Origin of the sequence: Sporosarcina sp. BI001-red, assembly GCF_003384035.1 — a bacterium.
GTDB lineage: Bacteria > Bacillota > Bacilli > Bacillales_A > Planococcaceae > Sporosarcina.
Genome location: NZ_QQAK01000017.1, coordinates 167,611 through 184,315, shown reverse-complemented (window position 1 = coordinate 184,315; position 16,705 = coordinate 167,611). Strand labels below are relative to the sequence as shown.

Here is a 16,705-nt window from a genome sequence, read left to right as displayed (position 1 = left end):
GTTGCCCACGTGTTACTCACCCGTCCGCCGCTAATCAAAAGGAGCAAGCTCCTAGTGATTCGCTCGACTTGCATGTATTAGGCATGCCGCCAGCGTTCGTCCTGAGCCAGGATCAAACTCTCCATAAGTTCTGAGCGGCGATGCAAGGCACATCACGTCGTCAGCTTCACTCTCTCGGTCGGTCACGTACCTAAGTACGCTCCCTTCCTCGTTCGTTCGCTTCCTAGCGCTGCACCTTACCTCACCACTCAGACAATCACTCATCAAATGAATAGATTGTAAAAGAGAATTGATTGCTCAATTCGTACTGGCATCATTTAAGATGTCTATCAGATCAGTTAAGATCTGTTTGTGTTTGTTCCACCGGCAGAACCGGTTTCCCAAACGATATTTCGTTGACATTTTGCTGTTCAGTTTTCAAGGTTCATGTTGTTAATGTTATTCGCTTGCTGTTGTTTCAGCAACTCTTACATCATAACATGGTGTAATCATCGTGTCAACAACTTTTTTGAAAAAGTATTACTTGCCTTTGAAACCGATAAAGCGTGTTCCGAAGGACAAGTAATAATATACAACACTTAACATATAGTTTGCAAGCTTTTTTTAAAATTAATTAGGAGTTTTTTTTCGGCCACCTACAACGAAAAGCAAAATCCCTAGTAATACAACGATTCCACCTATGATTTGGGCTGTTGATAAACTCTCATTGAAGATGTAATACGCTAAGACAGATGCGCCAACAGGTTCAAAAAGAATCGCAATAGAAATTGCATTCGTACTCACCCATCGAATTGCCCAGTTAAAAAGAGTATGGCCAAGTAAGTTGGGAATAAGCGCTAAAAGTATGAACCACATCCAGTCTGATTGCGAATGAGGACCGAATGACTCCCCTTTTATGAATACATAGAAGAAAAGAGTAATTGAGCTGATAGAGTAAACTACAAATGTATAAGTAATCAGGGACAATCTTTGGCGAACGTCTTGGCCGAACAATAAGTACGCTGTAATCAACGCACAACCGATCAGCGCAAGGATATCTCCATAAAATGCAGTACCACCAAGTTGGAAGTCGCCGAAACTAATAATGACACTCCCCGATATTGCAACAACTGCAGATAATATAGTTTTAAAGGACAATCTTTCTTTAAAGAAAAAGTATGTACCCGCGAATGCAAATATAGGTTGCAGTGTTACTAACACTGTAGAACTTGCTACGGATGTATAATTCAGAGATTCAAACCAAAAGATAAAGTGGAACGCTAAAAATACACCTGCAAGAGTAGAAAATATCCAATCTCGTCTGTTCAGCAACGTAATTTCTTTTCTGTATTTCAATAAGAAAATCGGCAACATAAAGAGGACTGAGAAAAACATTCTATAAAATGCAGTAACCCCTGCCTCAGCAGATACCAATTTCACAAAAATTGCTGACAACGCAACCGAGATAACCCCTATAATGATGGGGATGGCTGGGTGTATGGCTGGTTTATTCATGAAAACACATCACCTTCCTTCTATTGTTAGTTACAATAGTTTCTTTCTGGATATAGCATATAGTATATCAGACAAGACCGTTCTAAAGATTCGGCATTTGGCATGTTTCTATTACTTTTCTAGCTAATCCCCAACGAACTAAGGTAAAATCAAACGACTCATCTATTCTAGCTTCCAAAGGAGAACATATTCATGACAAATTGGATTAAACTTTTAAAAAATGGTAACAAGGCTGCTCTTTTAGCCGCCATCGTTAATGTTATTATCGCCGTTTTGAAAGCGGGAGCGTTCTTTTTAACAGGCAACGTTGCCATGTTTGCCGAGATGATGCACTCTATCGGAGATGCCGCAAACCAATTATTTGTTTACGTTGGTTCTGCCCTTTCAAAAAAAGCACCAACTCCGAAGTACCCGAATGGTTTTGGCAGGATTGTTAATCTTGTTTGTCTTGGAGCCGTTTTGATTGTAGCGATTCTTTCATATGAAACGATAATTGGAGGAATTCATCATATCCTTCACCCATCAGAAAGTGGTGGATTGTGGATTAACCTTGGGGTTCTCGGAATCGGGATTGTGTTAGAGTCCTTTGTTCTTTATAAGGCTTCAAAAGAAATCTTTCATGATGCTGGGATAAAACATGCTGGCTTATCCTCTTTCCTTAAAAGCTTTACGTACCTCAAAAAGGCAAAACCTCCAACTAAGTTAGTATTCATGGAAGACTTAGTGGCGACAAGTGGAGGTTTAATTGCATTTATTGCTGTTTTACTCGCCCATTTCTTCGGCTGGTTCGCAGCTGAAGGTATTGTTTCGATTATCATTGGTGTCATGATGTTTTATGTTGTCGGTAAAGTGTTCCTTGAAAATGCACGAGGGGCTATCGGAGAAACTGATGAAGAAATGCTTGCACATATTGCTCATCTACTAGTAGAAGATCCTGACATTGTGGATATTCAACGAGTCGAGGTTGTGAAAGAAGGAGAATTTCTGCATGTGGAAATCATAGCTGAGGTTGCAACTACACATACAGTTGAATACGTACTAAAAGTTAAAGATCGACTATTGACGACTATTCTGAATCAGAAAGGTATTCAAGACGTCATCATTTCATTAGTCGGCGATGATGGAGTTGAATCATGGACAGGCACCAACAGTTCAAATCTCACAGAAAATCGAAATAAGCTTCCTGAATAACAAAAAAGCGCAAGCCTCAACTGAATCAAGTCAGTTGGCTCGCGCTTTTCTTATTACAATGAATTCGTTAAAATTTGAACGACATCGTTTTTACCAAGCTTCGCAAAGTTACCAAGCGGTCCTCTTGAAGCAGCTTTCTCAGCCATCAGTTCAATTTTCGAGTTATCGATATCGAAATCTGCAAGTTTACGTGGCGCTCCGATCGATGACCAGAATTCCTCTAGTTTAACAATGCCTTCTAATGCCGTTTCTTCATCTGTCTTGCCTTCTGGATCTACACCTAACGCTTTAACAGCTAACTGTGCATAACGTTTTGGGTTCAAATGCATCGTATAACGCATCCACTCTGGGAATAGGATAGACAGTCCACCCGCATGAGGGATATCATAGACTGCTGATACCGCGTGCTCAATCTCATGAGTCCCCCAGTCACCTGCATAACCCATGCGTAAGAAGCCATTCAAGCCCCATACACCTGCCAGCATCATAGTTGCTCTTAACTCATAGTCATTTGGATGATTCACGACTTCAGCACCTGTAGCAATCAATGTACGGAGAGCACTTTCGCACATTTCATCTTGGAACGGAGTATTCGATGACTCATTGAAGTATTCTTCAAAGATATGCGACATCGTATCTACAATTCCGTTTACTGTTTGATCCTTCGGAACTGACATCGTATACGTCGGATCCAAAATCGAGAATTTAGGGAAGTTAAATGGTGTTCCCCATCCATACTTTTCTTGAGTTTCCTCATTAGTAATAACAGAACCTGCATTCATCTCTGAACTTGTTGCAGACAACGTCAATACCGTACCAAACGGAAGGGCATCTTGAGGTACCGCTTTACGCACAACAAAGTCCCATGGATTGCCATCATATTTTGCTGCACACGCGATTAGCTTCGTACAGTCAATGACTGAACCGCCGCCAACAGCTATGATTACATCTATGTTCTCACGTTTACATAATTCAGCCGCTGCAATTGCAGTTGAAAGTCTAGGGTTAGGCTCCACTCCACCAAATTCATGAACAGTGAGTCCCCCTTCTTTCAATACGTTCATAACGTCTTCATATACACCGTTCTTTTTAATGCTTCCTCCACCATATACTACAAGAACACTATTTCCATATTTTTTAAGCTCTTCTGCCAAGTTCGACACTTGTCCTTTACCAAATAACAATTTCACAGGATTTTGAAATACGAAGTTATCCAAAACTCATCGCCTCCTCAGACTACCTCTATTATGTTTTACGTCTGTTTGTGATGCAACTGTTCTGCCCATACGGCGAATCAAAAAGAGCACCCCTTTATAATAAAGGGGTGCTCTTTTTTGTTGGTTAAGCCCATCCGCGGAAACGTGATGCTTCCGCTGTTTTACGGATACCAATCATATAAGCTGCAAGACGCATGTCGATGCCTCGCGTAGTCGATACAGAGTAGACGTTTTCAAATGCAGTAACCATTTTCAACGTCATTTTTTCGCGAACTTCTTCTTCTGACCAATAGTAACCCATGTTGTTCTGAACCCATTCAAAGTAAGATACAGTTACGCCACCTGCACTAGCAAGTACGTCGGGAACAAGAAGGATGCCACGTTCAGACAGAATTCTCGTTGCTTCACTTGTCGTTGGACCATTTGCTGCTTCCACAACAATTGAAGCTTTAATGTTATTCGCATTGTGTTCTGTAATTTGGTTTTCGATAGCTGCTGGAACGAGGATATCGCAATCCAATTCAAGCAACTCTTGGTTCGTCAATGTGTTTTCGAACAAAGTAGTTACTGTTCCAAAACTATCACGACGATCGAGTAAGTAATCGATATCTAAGCCATCTGGATCATGTAATGCACCATAAGCATCAGATATACCGATTACTTTAGCACCTGCATCATGTAGGAATTTAGAAAGGAAGCTACCTGCATTACCAAATCCTTGGATAACAACGCGAGCGCCTTTCATATCAATACCACGGCGTTTAGCTGCTTCATTAATTATAATTGTTACGCCTTCAGCAGTTGCACGGTCACGACCTTGTGAACCACCGAGAACGATTGGCTTTCCTGTTATGAAGCCTGGTGAGTTGAACTCATCAATTCTGCTGTACTCATCCATCATCCACGCCATAATTTGTGAGTTTGTGAAAACGTCAGGTGCTGGAATGTCTTTTGTTGGTCCCATAACCTGAGACAACGCACGGACATATCCGCGACTTAGTTTTTCCAATTCATCCATAGACATTTCACGCGGATCACATATGATGCCGCCTTTACCGCCGCCGTATGGTAGGTCTACGATACCAGCTTTAAGTGTCATCCACATGGAAAGTGCACGCACTTCATCTAAAGTAACATCTGGGTGGAAACGTACTCCGCCTTTTGTTGGTCCGACAGCGTCGTTATGCTGGCCGCGGAATCCAGTGAAGACTTTTACTTTTCCATCGTCCATCTTAATCGGGATACGTACTTCCGTCATGCGCATTGGTTCTTTCAGAAGTTCATACATTCCTTCATCGTAGCCCAGCTTTTCAAGTGCTTCTTTAATAACAACTTGTGTCGATGTGAACAGATTCAGGTTTTCAGTCATTGTAATGGCTCGCCTCTTTGTTTAATAATGTTTTTTCCTTACTCATAGTATCATATTGAACAACGAAATTGGAAAGAATTTTTAGTTAGCGAAAACGCTTTTGATTTTTTCAAGTGCCCAATCAAGTTCTTCTTTAGTAATAACGAGTGGTGGAGCAAAACGAATTACTGTATCATGCGTTTCTTTACAAAGCAATCCAAGTTCTTTGAGCTTCTCACAGTAAGGACGAGCCTCAACAGTTAACTGCATTCCGATGAACAGACCGCGACCTCGAACTTCTGTAATCACTTCATTTTCGATTTTTTCAAGTTCTTCTTTGAAGTAGTTACCAAGTTCAAGTGACTTATCTGCAAGTTTCTCGTTTTCTAGTACTTCTAAAGATGCAATCGAAACCGCACAAGCCATTGGGTTCCCACCAAATGTGGATCCGTGTGAACCAGGGTTAAATACTTCAAGTACTTCTTTGTCAGCCACTACACAAGAGATCGGGAATACTCCGCCACCTAGTGCTTTACCGAGGATATACATATCCGGGTTAATGTCATCCCACTCACATGCAAACATTTTACCAGTACGGCAAAGACCTGCTTGGATTTCGTCAGCAATGAATAGAACGTTATTTTCTTTACATAGTTCGCGCGCTTTTTTCAGGTAACCCGCTGGAGGAATGATAATTCCAGCTTCCCCTTGAATTGGCTCGATGATGAACGCCGCTGTATTCGGCGTAATTGCTTTTTCTAGTGCATCAAAGTCACCATAAGGAACTAGTTTGATACCTGGAAGCAACGGACCGAAACCACGCTTATATTCTGGATCTGAAGAAAGGGATACCGCGCCCATCGTACGTCCGTGGAAGTTCCCTTCACAGCCAATGATTTCTGCTTTGTTGTCTTCAACGCCTTTAACATCATATGCCCAACGACGTGCAGCTTTAATTGCTGTTTCTACAGCTTCAGCACCCGTATTCATTGGCAACGCCATTTCTTTACCTGATAGTTCAGTGATTTTTTCATACCAAGGTCCTAATTGATCGCTATGGAAAGCACGGGATGTAAGAGTAACTTTGTCTGCCTGGTCTTTAAGTGCTTGAATAATTTTAGGGTGACGGTGTCCTTGGTTCACTGCAGAGTACGCAGAGAGCATGTCCATATATTTGTTACCTTCTGGATCTTTTACCCATACACCTTCTGCTTCTGAGATAACAATTGGTAGTGGATGATAGTTTGGTGCACCATACTTATTCGTTTGTTCAATCACTTGTTGAGATACTGACATTCAAATTCCCTCCTCGGTTAGGTATGTAGTTGCAGCGCCTGCCTTTTGACAGGCGACTGCTTGAATCTAGTCTTATAGCATTTCTGAAGTTGTCTTACCTTGCATGTGAAGTTGCAAGTAGTCTGGGCCACCTGCTTTTGAATCTGTACCGGACATGTTGAATCCGCCAAATGGCTGATATCCAACGATTGCGCCTGTGCAACCACGGTTGAAGTACAAGTTACCACAGTGGAAGTCTTCACGTGCCTGTTGGATATGCTCACGGTTAGTTGTGATGACAGCACCTGTTAATCCGTAATCTGTATCATTTGCCATTTCGATAGACTCTGTAAAGTTCTTCGCTTTAGCTAGAGCTACGAATGGACCGAATACTTCTTCTTTCATGATGCGTGCTTCAGGAGCAACGTCAGCGAAAACAGTTGGAGCAATAAAGAATCCTTTTGAACTATCGCCTTCTCCACCGACAACTAGACGTCCTTCTTCTTTACCGATTTCAATATAGCTCATGATTTTATCATACGCTGCTTGGTCGATAACTGGACCGGCAAAGTTAGATGGGTCAGTTGGATCGCCATACGTCAATTCTTTTGTAAGTTCCTCGACGCGCGCAACAACTGTGTCATAGACGTCTTCATGGATGATTGCACGTGAACAAGCTGAACATTTCTGTCCGCTGAAACCGAATGATGATTTAACGATAGATTGTGCCGCAAGCTCAAGATCCGCTTCGTTGTCAACAACGATTGTATCTTTACCACCCATTTCAGCGATAACACGCTTCAACCAAATTTGTCCTTCGTTCACTTTAGACGCACGCTCATAAATACGTGTTCCAACTTCACGTGAACCTGTGAACGACACGAAACGAGTACGTGCGTGATCAACTAAGTAATCACCGATTTCAGAACCAGAACCTGGAACGTAGTTTACGACGCCTGCAGGCATTCCCGCTTCTTCAAGGACTTCCATGAATTTATAAGCAACAACTGGAGTCGTTGAAGCTGGCTTCAATAGTACTGTGTTTCCTGTTACAAGTGCAGCTACTGTAGTACCCGCCATGATCGCGAAAGCAAAGTTCCATGGAGAGATAACAACGCCAACTCCTAAAGGAATGTAGTCAAAACGGTTGAATTCGCCTGGACGGCTTTCTACTGGCATTCCGTCTTTTAAGCGCAACATTTGACGGCCGTAGAACTCTAGGAAGTCGATTGCTTCAGCAGTATCTGCATCCGCTTCGTTCCAAGGCTTACCAGCTTCTTTTGTCAATAACGCTGAGAATTCCATTTTACGACGACGAACGATTGCTGCAGCTTTGAAAAGAATATCTGCACGCATTGCTGGTTCTGTCTTTCTCCAAGTATTGAAAGTTTTGTCCGCAACTTTCATAGCTTTTTCTGCGATATCTTTACTTGCTTTAGAAACGCTTCCGATAATTTCTTCTTTGTTAGCTGGGTTGAAAGATACGAGCTTGTCATCAGTCATGATGCGCTCCCCACCTACGATTAGGGGATAATCTTTACCCAAGTATGCTTCAACGGTCTTAAGACCTTCTTGGAATGCTTTTTTATTTTCTTCGATTGTAAAATCTGTGAATGGTTCATGTTTGTACGGGATCATGATAGTCCTCCTTTAGATAGGTCATGCAAATAATATTTGCACTTCAATGTTAATTACATTTATAATAATGCAAGATAATATTGCACATTGCAAGTATTATTGTTTACAAGTAGAAAAAAGTAGGGCGGTGACAATCTATGAGTGCTTTCGACGAATCACTATTCCCCTTTTATGAATTTGCTGTACAGCGCGCGGGGGTTGGAATCCACGCTGTAAACAGCGAGGGCCGTACGATTATTTACAACGACAAAATGAAAGAAATCGAGGGACTGGATCTCGATGATATCCGTGATTTGTCCATCTTAGAATTATTCAATTTCCGTCAACAACCAAGTACTTTGATGGAAGTGTTACAAAGCGGACACGAACAATTGAACATTAAACAGACGTATTGGAACCAAAACGAAACTGAAATCACAACAATTAATAACACGTATCCTATTGTCAATAATGGAGACCTTATTGGTGCAGTTGAACTATCACATGACGTGACTGCGCTTGAGAAGTTCGTGCTACAGCCGTTAACAAAGGATCGAGAACCGGTTTTGCTCAACAACATTGTCGCTGAATCCGAATCCATGAAAAAAATTATCGCTACTGCGAAAAAGGCTGTGCGTGCAAAACTCCCTGTCCTGCTCGTCGGTGAAGCGGGAACGGGGAAAGATCTCGTTGCTCAAGGTATCCATCATGAAGTACCTGTAACAGATTCATCTTTTTACACGCTTTACTGTAATCGATCTGATAACCAATCGATTGATAGGCTTGCGACTGAATTGAAGACCGATGCACCGTTCACTCTATTTTGCGAACGAATCGACTTTTTATCCATAGAACTTCAGCGCAAGCTTCTACGGATTTTAGAAAACTCGGATCTTCATAAACGTCAATTCATCGCAAGTATTGGGGAAGATCCTGTTGAACTCATTGCTTCCGGAAGCCTGTTAAAGGAGCTCTATTACTTTTTCGCTTCTTTTACAATCCGCTTTCCACCTCTTCGGGAGAGAAAAGAAGACATTGTTCCGTTTGTCAAAAGGTATTTAGCTAGACGCAAGGAAAGTTTAGGAACCGCATTGAATGACATTACAGATGAGGTTCAAAAGCTATTCCTTTCATATACTTGGCCGGGAAATATCCGCGAACTGGAAATGTTATTAAACGAAGTGGCTTCCCTCTCTTCTGCTGAAAACACGATTACGGTTGATATGCTTCCTCAACATTTTAGAAGTAAAAGTGCTGTGATGGAGGAAGGAACAGTGCCCTTACCTTCTTTCATCATGCCTAACGAAAAGGATTTGCTCCCTCTCGATAAATTTTTAAGAGAAGCAGAATCCTACTATTTGCAAAAGGCATTGACGATTCATGACGGGAATATTACTAGAACAGCAAATGCACTATCGATGAGTCGGCAAAACCTACAATATCGACTTCGTAAAAACAAAAAAGGAGAAGAGGCATAACTCGCCTCTTCTCCTTTTTAATATCCTGATTTGTCGATCCAGTCTCTCAGCTTATCTTTTAGAGAGTTGAAACCTTTCTCATCATGTTCGTCCACACGTTCTTGTAAGGACTTGCGAGGACGAGTGAATTTCTTTGAAGGTGCTGGAGGTTCTTGTAACGCACGTATGGACAAACTAATTTTGTTATCCGTCTCGTCCACTTCCAACACTTTTACAGTTACTTGCTGACCAACCGATAAATGCTCGTGGATATCTTTTACAAATCCGTAAGTGATCTCAGAAATGTGTACGAGTCCCTGAGTAGATTCATCTAGAGCTACAAATGCACCATAAGGCTGAATGCCCGTAACTGTACCTGACAGTTCTTCACCTGCTTCGTATTTACCTGTCATGCGAACAGCTCCCAATTGTGTTTTGACTATCTGAAATTGCCATTGCGGCCACTTTCAGTATACCAGTTGAACACTATTGGGGCAAAAGATAGTCATTTAGACCAGATTTGTAGCTCTAAAACTTAGGTTCATGAAATAATACATTTCGCTTCGAATTTCACAGCTAATAACTTATATGAAACTTGCATGCAATCTTCTAAAGGTATCCAAATTGCATAAGAGTGTTCATATACTTCTCGAATTCGTTTCGCTAAATCTGTAGGATGATCCAATAGATGGAGATCCGCCACAACATCTGCTATTTCTAGTTTATATGCATCTGGTCCCGCAAGGAAAGGATCCCATTCTTCTAGTAAATGAATCGCTTTTTTATTCATTTCTGCAGTTTGCACGTCAAGTCACCTGATTTTTTCTTTTTATTTATGATAGCATAGGTATGGTAAAGAAAACAGACTTAGGAGGATTATGAATGAATGAATTCACTGCTACAAAAAACCGAAGGAATACATCGTCAATGAAATGGGATCGTATGGATCGCATTTATGGAATAGAAAATACTGAAGATATCCTTCCTATGTGGATTGCAGATATGGACTTTTCAGCACCTCAACCTGTCATCGATGCGTTGAAAGAACGCTTGGATCATGGAGTTTTCGGCTATTCTTACGTATGTGAAGAATGTAAAGATGCAATCCGTGAATGGATGTCCAATAAGCATGGTTGGCGAACAAAAAATGAGTGGATGTTGTCTCATCACGGCGTCGTGCCTGCAATTGCCTCTGTTGTTGAAACGTTGACAAACGAAGGGGATGCCATTCTAATCACTCCACCTGTTTATCCACCATTCTCTGGTGTACCTAGTCTACAGAATCGTACTCTAGAAGAATGTACGCTAATCGAGAAAAATGGAACCTATGAAATCGACTTCGCTAAATTTGAAGAATCTTTAAAAAGAGATGTCAGATTATTCATTTTTTGCAACCCGCATAACCCGGGCGGGATTGTATGGCCGGTCCCTGTGTTACAAGAAATTGTTCGACTATGCGCTAAATACGATGTACTTATATTGTCCGATGAAATCCACGCAGATCTAGTGTTTGCTCCTTACAATCATACTCCCTTACATACAGTTGCTGGAGATGAAGGAAATCGAATCATTACGTGTGTCGCACCTACCAAAACCTTCAATTTAGCGGGAATTCAAGCGGCTATGATGATTATTCCTGATGAAGGATTACGCGAGCAATTGCGCGATAACGGAATGGCTCACGGTCAAATGGAATTGAATGCCTTTGCAAATGTTGCGTTGAAAGCAGCTTATCGCCACGGAGAGCCTTGGCTAGAAAAGTTACTTAAAACGGTGTCTGATAACATGGATTACGTGATTGAAACATTACCTCCACGGGTCCCAGGAATTAAAATCACTAAACCTCAAGGAACGTATTTACTTTGGATCGACTACCGGGGAACAGGTCTTTCTGAAGACGAAATAATGGACAAGTTACTGAATAACGGAAGATTGGCACTTGAGCCCGGTACAAAATACGGAGAATCAGGTCGTGGTTACTTACGTATGAATGTCGCTACTTGTCTTTCCACTGTTCAAGATGGTGTCGAACGCTTTATAAAAGGCATGGAAAACTAAGAAAAGAGCATCCTCATAAATGAGGATGCTCTTTTTGTTGTTCACGCGCATCTCTGCGTTCCTGAAGAATGCGTTCTTCTAATTCTTTCGTTTCCAATTCTTGCTTTTTGGAATTGCGCTGAATCCACATGAAGGTCAGCACAAGAAGTACCATGAAAAAAGCAAAGGAAATGGCCGCTGGGATGTATTCTGATTTGTCTTCCGGAAAGTACAGGAAAGGCATTAGAACTGTCACCATTGATATCACTTCCTTACAGATAGATTAAGTTACAATTATTCGCCTTGAATGTCGATAGACTCAATTTTCACGTCTTCAACAGGCTTATCTTGAGCGCCAGTTTTAACCGTCGCAATCTTGTTAACAATGTCCATACCTTCAATAACTTGTCCAAAAACAGTGTGTTTCTGGTCAAGGTGCGGTGTGCCGCCACGCTCTGCATATGCATCAGCGATTTCTTCAGGCCATCCGCCTTTTTTCAACTGATCTGCTGAAGCTCCAGCTAAGCTAGAGGCTTGAACGATGAAGAATTGGCTACCGTTTGTATTTGGTCCAGCATTCGCCATAGACAATGCGCCATTCAAGTTGAAAAGGTCCATCGTGAATTCGTCTTCGAACGAATCTCCGTAGATACTTTCTCCGCCCATACCTGTTCCAGTTGGGTCTCCACCTTGGATCATGAAGTCTTTAATAACACGATGGAAGATTAAACCGTCATAGTAACCATCTTTTGCATGAGTTAAGAAGTTCTTGACCGTTTTTGGTGCTTTTTCTTCAAATAGCTTGATTTTAATTGGACCAAGCGTGGTATTCATTGTAATAAGCTTTTCTCCTGCTGCTACTTCATTAGATAATTGCGGATACATCTGAGAGTCCTCCTTAGGAATCGTTTTATTTGGTTCGTCTGCTTGAGTCGTTTCACTTTTTTTAGGTGTCGACTCGTTCTCTTTAGCCTCTTGCTTTCCGCACGCGGATACCACAAGGACCAATGCTAAAGAAAGCATGAGCATATAAAGTTTTTTATGCAAATCTCTCACCCTGAATTAGTTTACCACATGACTCAGTGAAACCGAACTACGAGCACTTGACTTCCTTCGGAGGCCGAATTGTTTTATACTACTTAAATACAATTTTTTTAGAAGGAAGGCCACCAATGGATATTCAAAAGAGAAATTTCATCATTATCTGGGTGTCAAACTTTCTAGTTGCCGGAACAATGACCATGATTATGCCATTCTTATCATTATATATTGAGACTTTTGGCAACTATTCAGATGCATACGTTCAAAAATGGTCGGGTCTCGTTTTTGGAGCGACATTCATATCCGCCCTTATCATGTCTCCGATTTGGGGAAGAATTGCAGATAAATACGGATTTAAACCCATTCTAATCATTAACGGATTTGGGATTGCGCTTTCAGTATTCTTAATGGGATTCGTACATTCTGTTGAAGCGTTCTTCGTACTCCGTCTACTGAATGGTGTTGTTACTGGTTTCATCCCCACATCTCTTGCATTCATCTCCGCGAACACAAAACGAGAAGAAGCTGGTAAACGATTAGGTACGCTTCAAATGGGAAGTGTGACAGGTACGTTATTCGGACCTGTGTTAGGCGGTCTTCTCGCCGATGCTTTTGGATTCAAATACACATTTGTCATTACTTCGATTTCTGTAATCATCGCTGCCCTCATAATTGTGTTCGGTATTAAAGAGCAACGGAAAGTGAAAACGGGTCGGGAAGTTGTCTACTCACGGAAGACGATTTTAAGTGGTCTCCTCCACCACCGTTTGATGTTGAACGTAATGGTTGTCACTGCACTCATTCAAATCGGGAACTTCAGTATACAACCGTTGCTTTCCCTCTATGTCTCGCATTTGACCGACGCAAAAGATGTCGCTTTTCTAGCAGGGATCACATTTAGTGCTGCAGGTGTCGGGAACTTATTGTTTGCTCGTAAGTGGGGCAAGCTTGGTGATGATATCGGGTATGAAAAAGTCCTTGGATTTCTATTGTTGCTGTCGTTCATCTTCATCGTCCCTCAAGCATTTGTCGGTAGCTTATGGCAGCTTGTTATCTGGCGATTGCTCTTCGGTATTGCCATGGGCGGTATGATTCCGATTACGACCGCACTCGTTCGAAGGGAAGCACCACTTGATATACAAGGTGAAGTGATGGGCTACAATACAAGTTTCCGTTTCCTAGGGAATATCATCGGGCCTATGTTCGGTGGAATTATAAGTGGCTTCGTTGGTATTTCATCGGTCTTCATATTCACTGGCGTGTTGTTCTTGCTTGGTTTCGGTTTCCTCTATTATGCAAAACGCAAACCGACACAAGATTTCGAAGATTTCTTGGCAGAGTCAGAGCAAAAAAACACCTAAAAATATAGCACACTCCATATACTGGAGTGTGCTATATTTTGTATAGGCACTTGTAAGAACGGAGGGACCAGTTGTGAGACAGCTTGCAGGATTTGCTGTCGCTTTGTTAAGTCTCCCGCTACTTTTCTGGCTTCAACAAGGAGTCGCAGCGGAATGGCATGAGGCGAATGCGTATAAAGAACAAGTAGAAGAAACCATCGAATTCTCAGAACCTGAAGTGACAATTCCAATGTCACTCTACGATCGTAACGGACAATTATTTGCAGAAGAATATGCGGAGTGGCGAGATCCTCTTCCTTTATCCGAAATTCCATTGTTCGCTAAACAATTGTTTCTTGAAAGCGAGGACAAAGGGTTTTACGAACATAGAGGGTATGATGTCGCTGCGATCGCACGAGCATTCGCGGTAAATGTGAATTCAGATGGATTGAGTCAAGGAGCTTCAACTATTACTCAACAAGTTGTACGCATGCGTTTTCTATCTCCTGAAAAAACCTATGAGCGTAAATTCAAAGAAATTCTTTATGCTGCTGAACTGGAAAACCAATCGACAAAAGATGAAATCTTGGAAATGTACATGAATGAGATGTACTTTGGAAATCAAGTCTATGGAATTGGTGCAGCAGCTACCTATTACTTCAGCAAGCCATTAGCACAGTTAAGCGAAGCGGAAACAGCTTTTTTAGCAGCGATTCCGAACAACCCTTCTTTGTATGATCCATTAAAGCATTTTGATCGTACCAAAAAGCGACAAGAGCGACTCCTACAAGTTCTTGTGAACAATCAGGTGCTTTCTAAGGATGAAAGTAAAATTGCTCAGAGCGCTCCTGTCGAACTTCGTCTTAAACAGAAAAACAGTCGATTCCCTGCCTATCATAGCTTGGTAGTTGACGAGCTTAAGCAGTTAATCAGTGAAAAAGAAGGGTTTTCCGCCCAACTACAAACAGCAAAAGATGAAGATGCAAAAAAAGCGATTCAGCAAACATTATCGAAGCGTATCGCTGAAGTGATCAATTCTGGCGTCCGGATCGACACTTCGCTAGATCCTGTCAAACAAAATAGTCTCGAGAATGGAATTTCAAGTGCGCTTACGGGGAGTGGTATCCAATCCGGTGCAGCCGTTGTGGATAACGATTCTCGTGAACTTATAAGCGTGTATGGAGGATTCGGTTATCGCAAAACGGACTTCAATCGTTCGTTTCAAGCTGTGCGACAGCCTGGCTCGATTATAAAACCATTACTCGTATACGCTCCTTACTTAGAAAGCGGACCGTATACCGAGAACTCTCTTATCGATGGTAGTAGTATTTGCATCGGTAATTTCTGCCCTGAAAATTTCGGCAGGTATTCGTACGGAGTTTCAACTGTCAAAAAAGCGTTTAGCCAAAGTTATAATACGACGGCAGTCCGGATTTTTCAGCGCGTTGGTATTGAAGAGTCGTTTGCTCACCTAGTTCCATTTGGATTCAAATACGTTACTGAAAAAGATCATCAGTCTACTGCAGCTCTTGGTGGATTTGAAAATGGCATGACCCCGTATGAAATGGCAAATGCCTATACGAGCTTCATAGATGGTACGTTTAAACCCGCTAGAGCGATTCGTTCCGTAAAAGACCGGAAAGGGAATGTGTTATATCAGTGGGAAGATGAACGTAAAGAGGTGTGGTCGCAGAAGACAACGGCGGCAATCCGATCCATGCTTGAAGAAACTGTTAGGACTGGAACAGCTCGTGGTCTTCGTTCCACAACGGAGTACACAGGGGCAAAAACAGGAACAACAAGTCATTATAAAGACTTATGGGTTGCGGGATTGAACGACACATATACTGCTGCTGTCTGGATCGGGTATGACCGGCCCCAGTCACTCCAGCGAGAAAGCGAACAAAAATTACATTTGAAGGTATTTTCAGCCGTCCTACCCGACTAGCTGCCTATTGGCAGCTGGTCTTTTTCGACTCCAGGGATACTTGCGGCAATCCCGTTATAAAGTCTTAGTAAGATGTAAACTACAGCAGAAAGTAATATTGCCCACACGATGAACTCGAAGAAGATAATTCCAATGACTGCTGAAAATGGTAGATGATGATGCAACATATACGTGCTGTAGACAAAGTAAATGAACGTGACTGTCAAAAACACGATAAGCAACCAGTAAATTGATTGGATAGCGAAAGCAGAAACAAGCGCCCCGATGAAGTAAATGAGTTTCCCTCCTCGATCGTCTATCACACGCTTGACAGGAGAATCCATGGTAGGAGCCGCTTTATAAAAGAATAACATGGCTGTCTCATGAATCGTTGCTGCAATAAGTTTGAGCGCACTAAAAATCATGAAGTAAAAGAGCGCATAGATGGTTAGCAAGAACAATCGAAGCTGGGTATCTGTCAGAAACTCCAGTAGACCATTGTACAAGCCTATTTCTCGAAATAAGCTCAATGAAAAACTGACTGTATACACGCCAAACGTTAAACTAAACAGCATAATTGTGAAGAAAGGTAAATAACTGAACAAATACGGATTTTTCATACTACACCTCAGACTGACTGGTTATTTTATATGGATTTCCCAATGACTCTATAATATAGGAAGAGATTGATTTACCGCAATCCCTTTCAAGTGCCCACAGTGCAAAATGCGTATGTTTACGTTATACTTTAAACCAATGTC

Annotated in this window: 15 protein-coding genes and 1 rRNA gene; 5 read left to right on the top strand and 11 right to left on the bottom strand. The window is 41.8% G+C overall.

Annotated features, from left to right (window positions below; all coding sequences use genetic code 11):
* Positions 1-128: ribosomal RNA gene (locus DVB69_RS17420) — 16S ribosomal RNA — on the bottom strand; the annotation flags it as partial.
* 481 nt (positions 129-609) lie between these two features.
* Positions 610-1,494, bottom strand: coding sequence for a DMT family transporter (locus tag DVB69_RS17415; RefSeq protein ID WP_116020366.1), 885 nt, complete (start codon positions 1,492-1,494; stop codon positions 610-612).
* A 192-nt stretch (positions 1,495-1,686) separates the two neighbouring features.
* Between DVB69_RS17415 and DVB69_RS17410 the strand changes: the two genes are divergently transcribed.
* Positions 1,687-2,685 (top strand): cation diffusion facilitator family transporter, encoded by a 999-nt coding sequence (locus DVB69_RS17410; protein WP_116020365.1) that lies wholly within the window; start codon positions 1,687-1,689, stop codon positions 2,683-2,685.
* 53 nt (positions 2,686-2,738) lie between these two features.
* On the opposite strand, the gene DVB69_RS17405 is transcribed toward DVB69_RS17410, so the two are convergent.
* The 4 genes from DVB69_RS17405 to pruA all read right to left on the bottom strand — a co-directional run bounded on the left by DVB69_RS17405 (position 2,739) and on the right by pruA (position 8,166).
* Entirely contained in the window at positions 2,739-3,902 is a 1,164-nt protein-coding gene (locus tag DVB69_RS17405; RefSeq protein ID WP_116020364.1) for an iron-containing alcohol dehydrogenase, read from the bottom strand.
* 124 nt (positions 3,903-4,026) lie between these two features.
* On the bottom strand, positions 4,027-5,271 hold the full coding sequence (locus DVB69_RS17400; RefSeq protein WP_116020363.1) for a Glu/Leu/Phe/Val family dehydrogenase: 1,245 nt from the start codon (positions 5,269-5,271) through the stop codon (positions 4,027-4,029).
* Between the two features lie 81 nt (positions 5,272-5,352).
* Positions 5,353-6,546 carry an ornithine--oxo-acid transaminase gene (locus DVB69_RS17395; RefSeq protein ID WP_116020362.1) on the bottom strand — a complete coding sequence of 398 codons (1,194 nt, stop codon included), beginning with the start codon at positions 6,544-6,546 and terminating at the stop codon, positions 5,353-5,355.
* Between the two features lie 72 nt (positions 6,547-6,618).
* The gene (gene pruA / locus DVB69_RS17390; RefSeq protein WP_116020361.1) at positions 6,619-8,166 is read right to left on the bottom strand and encodes an L-glutamate gamma-semialdehyde dehydrogenase; all 1,548 of its coding nucleotides are present in this window, start codon (positions 8,164-8,166) and stop codon (positions 6,619-6,621) included.
* 134 nt (positions 8,167-8,300) lie between these two features.
* Here pruA and DVB69_RS17385 point away from each other — a divergent pair, with 134 nt between their 5' ends.
* Entirely contained in the window at positions 8,301-9,620 is a 1,320-nt protein-coding gene (locus DVB69_RS17385) for an AAA-type ATPase lid domain-containing protein (RefSeq protein WP_116020360.1), read from the top strand.
* 17 nt (positions 9,621-9,637) lie between these two features.
* On the opposite strand, the gene yugI is transcribed toward DVB69_RS17385, so the two are convergent.
* Both yugI and DVB69_RS17375 read right to left on the bottom strand, forming a co-directional pair.
* Complete coding sequence (gene yugI, locus DVB69_RS17380) at positions 9,638-10,012, bottom strand: S1 domain-containing post-transcriptional regulator GSP13 (RefSeq protein WP_116020359.1); 375 nt, start codon at positions 10,010-10,012, stop codon at positions 9,638-9,640.
* Between the two features lie 128 nt (positions 10,013-10,140).
* Complete coding sequence (locus tag DVB69_RS17375; RefSeq protein WP_116020384.1) at positions 10,141-10,389, bottom strand: DUF1871 family protein; 249 nt, start codon at positions 10,387-10,389, stop codon at positions 10,141-10,143.
* Between the two features lie 92 nt (positions 10,390-10,481).
* Between DVB69_RS17375 and DVB69_RS17370 the strand changes: the two genes are divergently transcribed.
* Entirely contained in the window at positions 10,482-11,657 is a 1,176-nt protein-coding gene (locus DVB69_RS17370) for a MalY/PatB family protein (protein ID WP_116020358.1), read from the top strand.
* 13 nt (positions 11,658-11,670) lie between these two features.
* Here DVB69_RS17370 and DVB69_RS17365 read toward each other — a convergent pair whose 3' ends face one another.
* Together DVB69_RS17365 and DVB69_RS17360 are read right to left on the bottom strand one after the other, a co-directional pair.
* Positions 11,671-11,895 (bottom strand): hypothetical protein, encoded by a 225-nt coding sequence (locus DVB69_RS17365; protein ID WP_116020357.1) that lies wholly within the window; start codon positions 11,893-11,895, stop codon positions 11,671-11,673.
* A 35-nt stretch (positions 11,896-11,930) separates the two neighbouring features.
* Positions 11,931-12,683, bottom strand: coding sequence for a peptidylprolyl isomerase (locus DVB69_RS17360; protein WP_304466162.1), 753 nt, complete (start codon positions 12,681-12,683; stop codon positions 11,931-11,933).
* A 125-nt stretch (positions 12,684-12,808) separates the two neighbouring features.
* Between DVB69_RS17360 and DVB69_RS17355 the strand changes: the two genes are divergently transcribed.
* Both DVB69_RS17355 and DVB69_RS17350 read left to right on the top strand, forming a co-directional pair.
* The gene (locus DVB69_RS17355; protein WP_116020356.1) at positions 12,809-14,038 is read left to right on the top strand and encodes an MFS transporter; all 1,230 of its coding nucleotides are present in this window, start codon (positions 12,809-12,811) and stop codon (positions 14,036-14,038) included.
* Between the two features lie 73 nt (positions 14,039-14,111).
* On the top strand, positions 14,112-15,965 hold the full coding sequence (locus tag DVB69_RS17350) for a transglycosylase domain-containing protein (protein ID WP_116020355.1): 1,854 nt from the start codon (positions 14,112-14,114) through the stop codon (positions 15,963-15,965).
* Here DVB69_RS17350 and DVB69_RS17345 read toward each other — a convergent pair.
* On the bottom strand, positions 15,962-16,564 hold the full coding sequence (locus tag DVB69_RS17345) for a DUF5366 family protein (protein ID WP_116020354.1): 603 nt from the start codon (positions 16,562-16,564) through the stop codon (positions 15,962-15,964). The two genes, DVB69_RS17350 and DVB69_RS17345, sit on opposite strands and share 4 nt — an antisense overlap.
* Positions 16,565-16,705 lie beyond the last annotated feature (141 nt).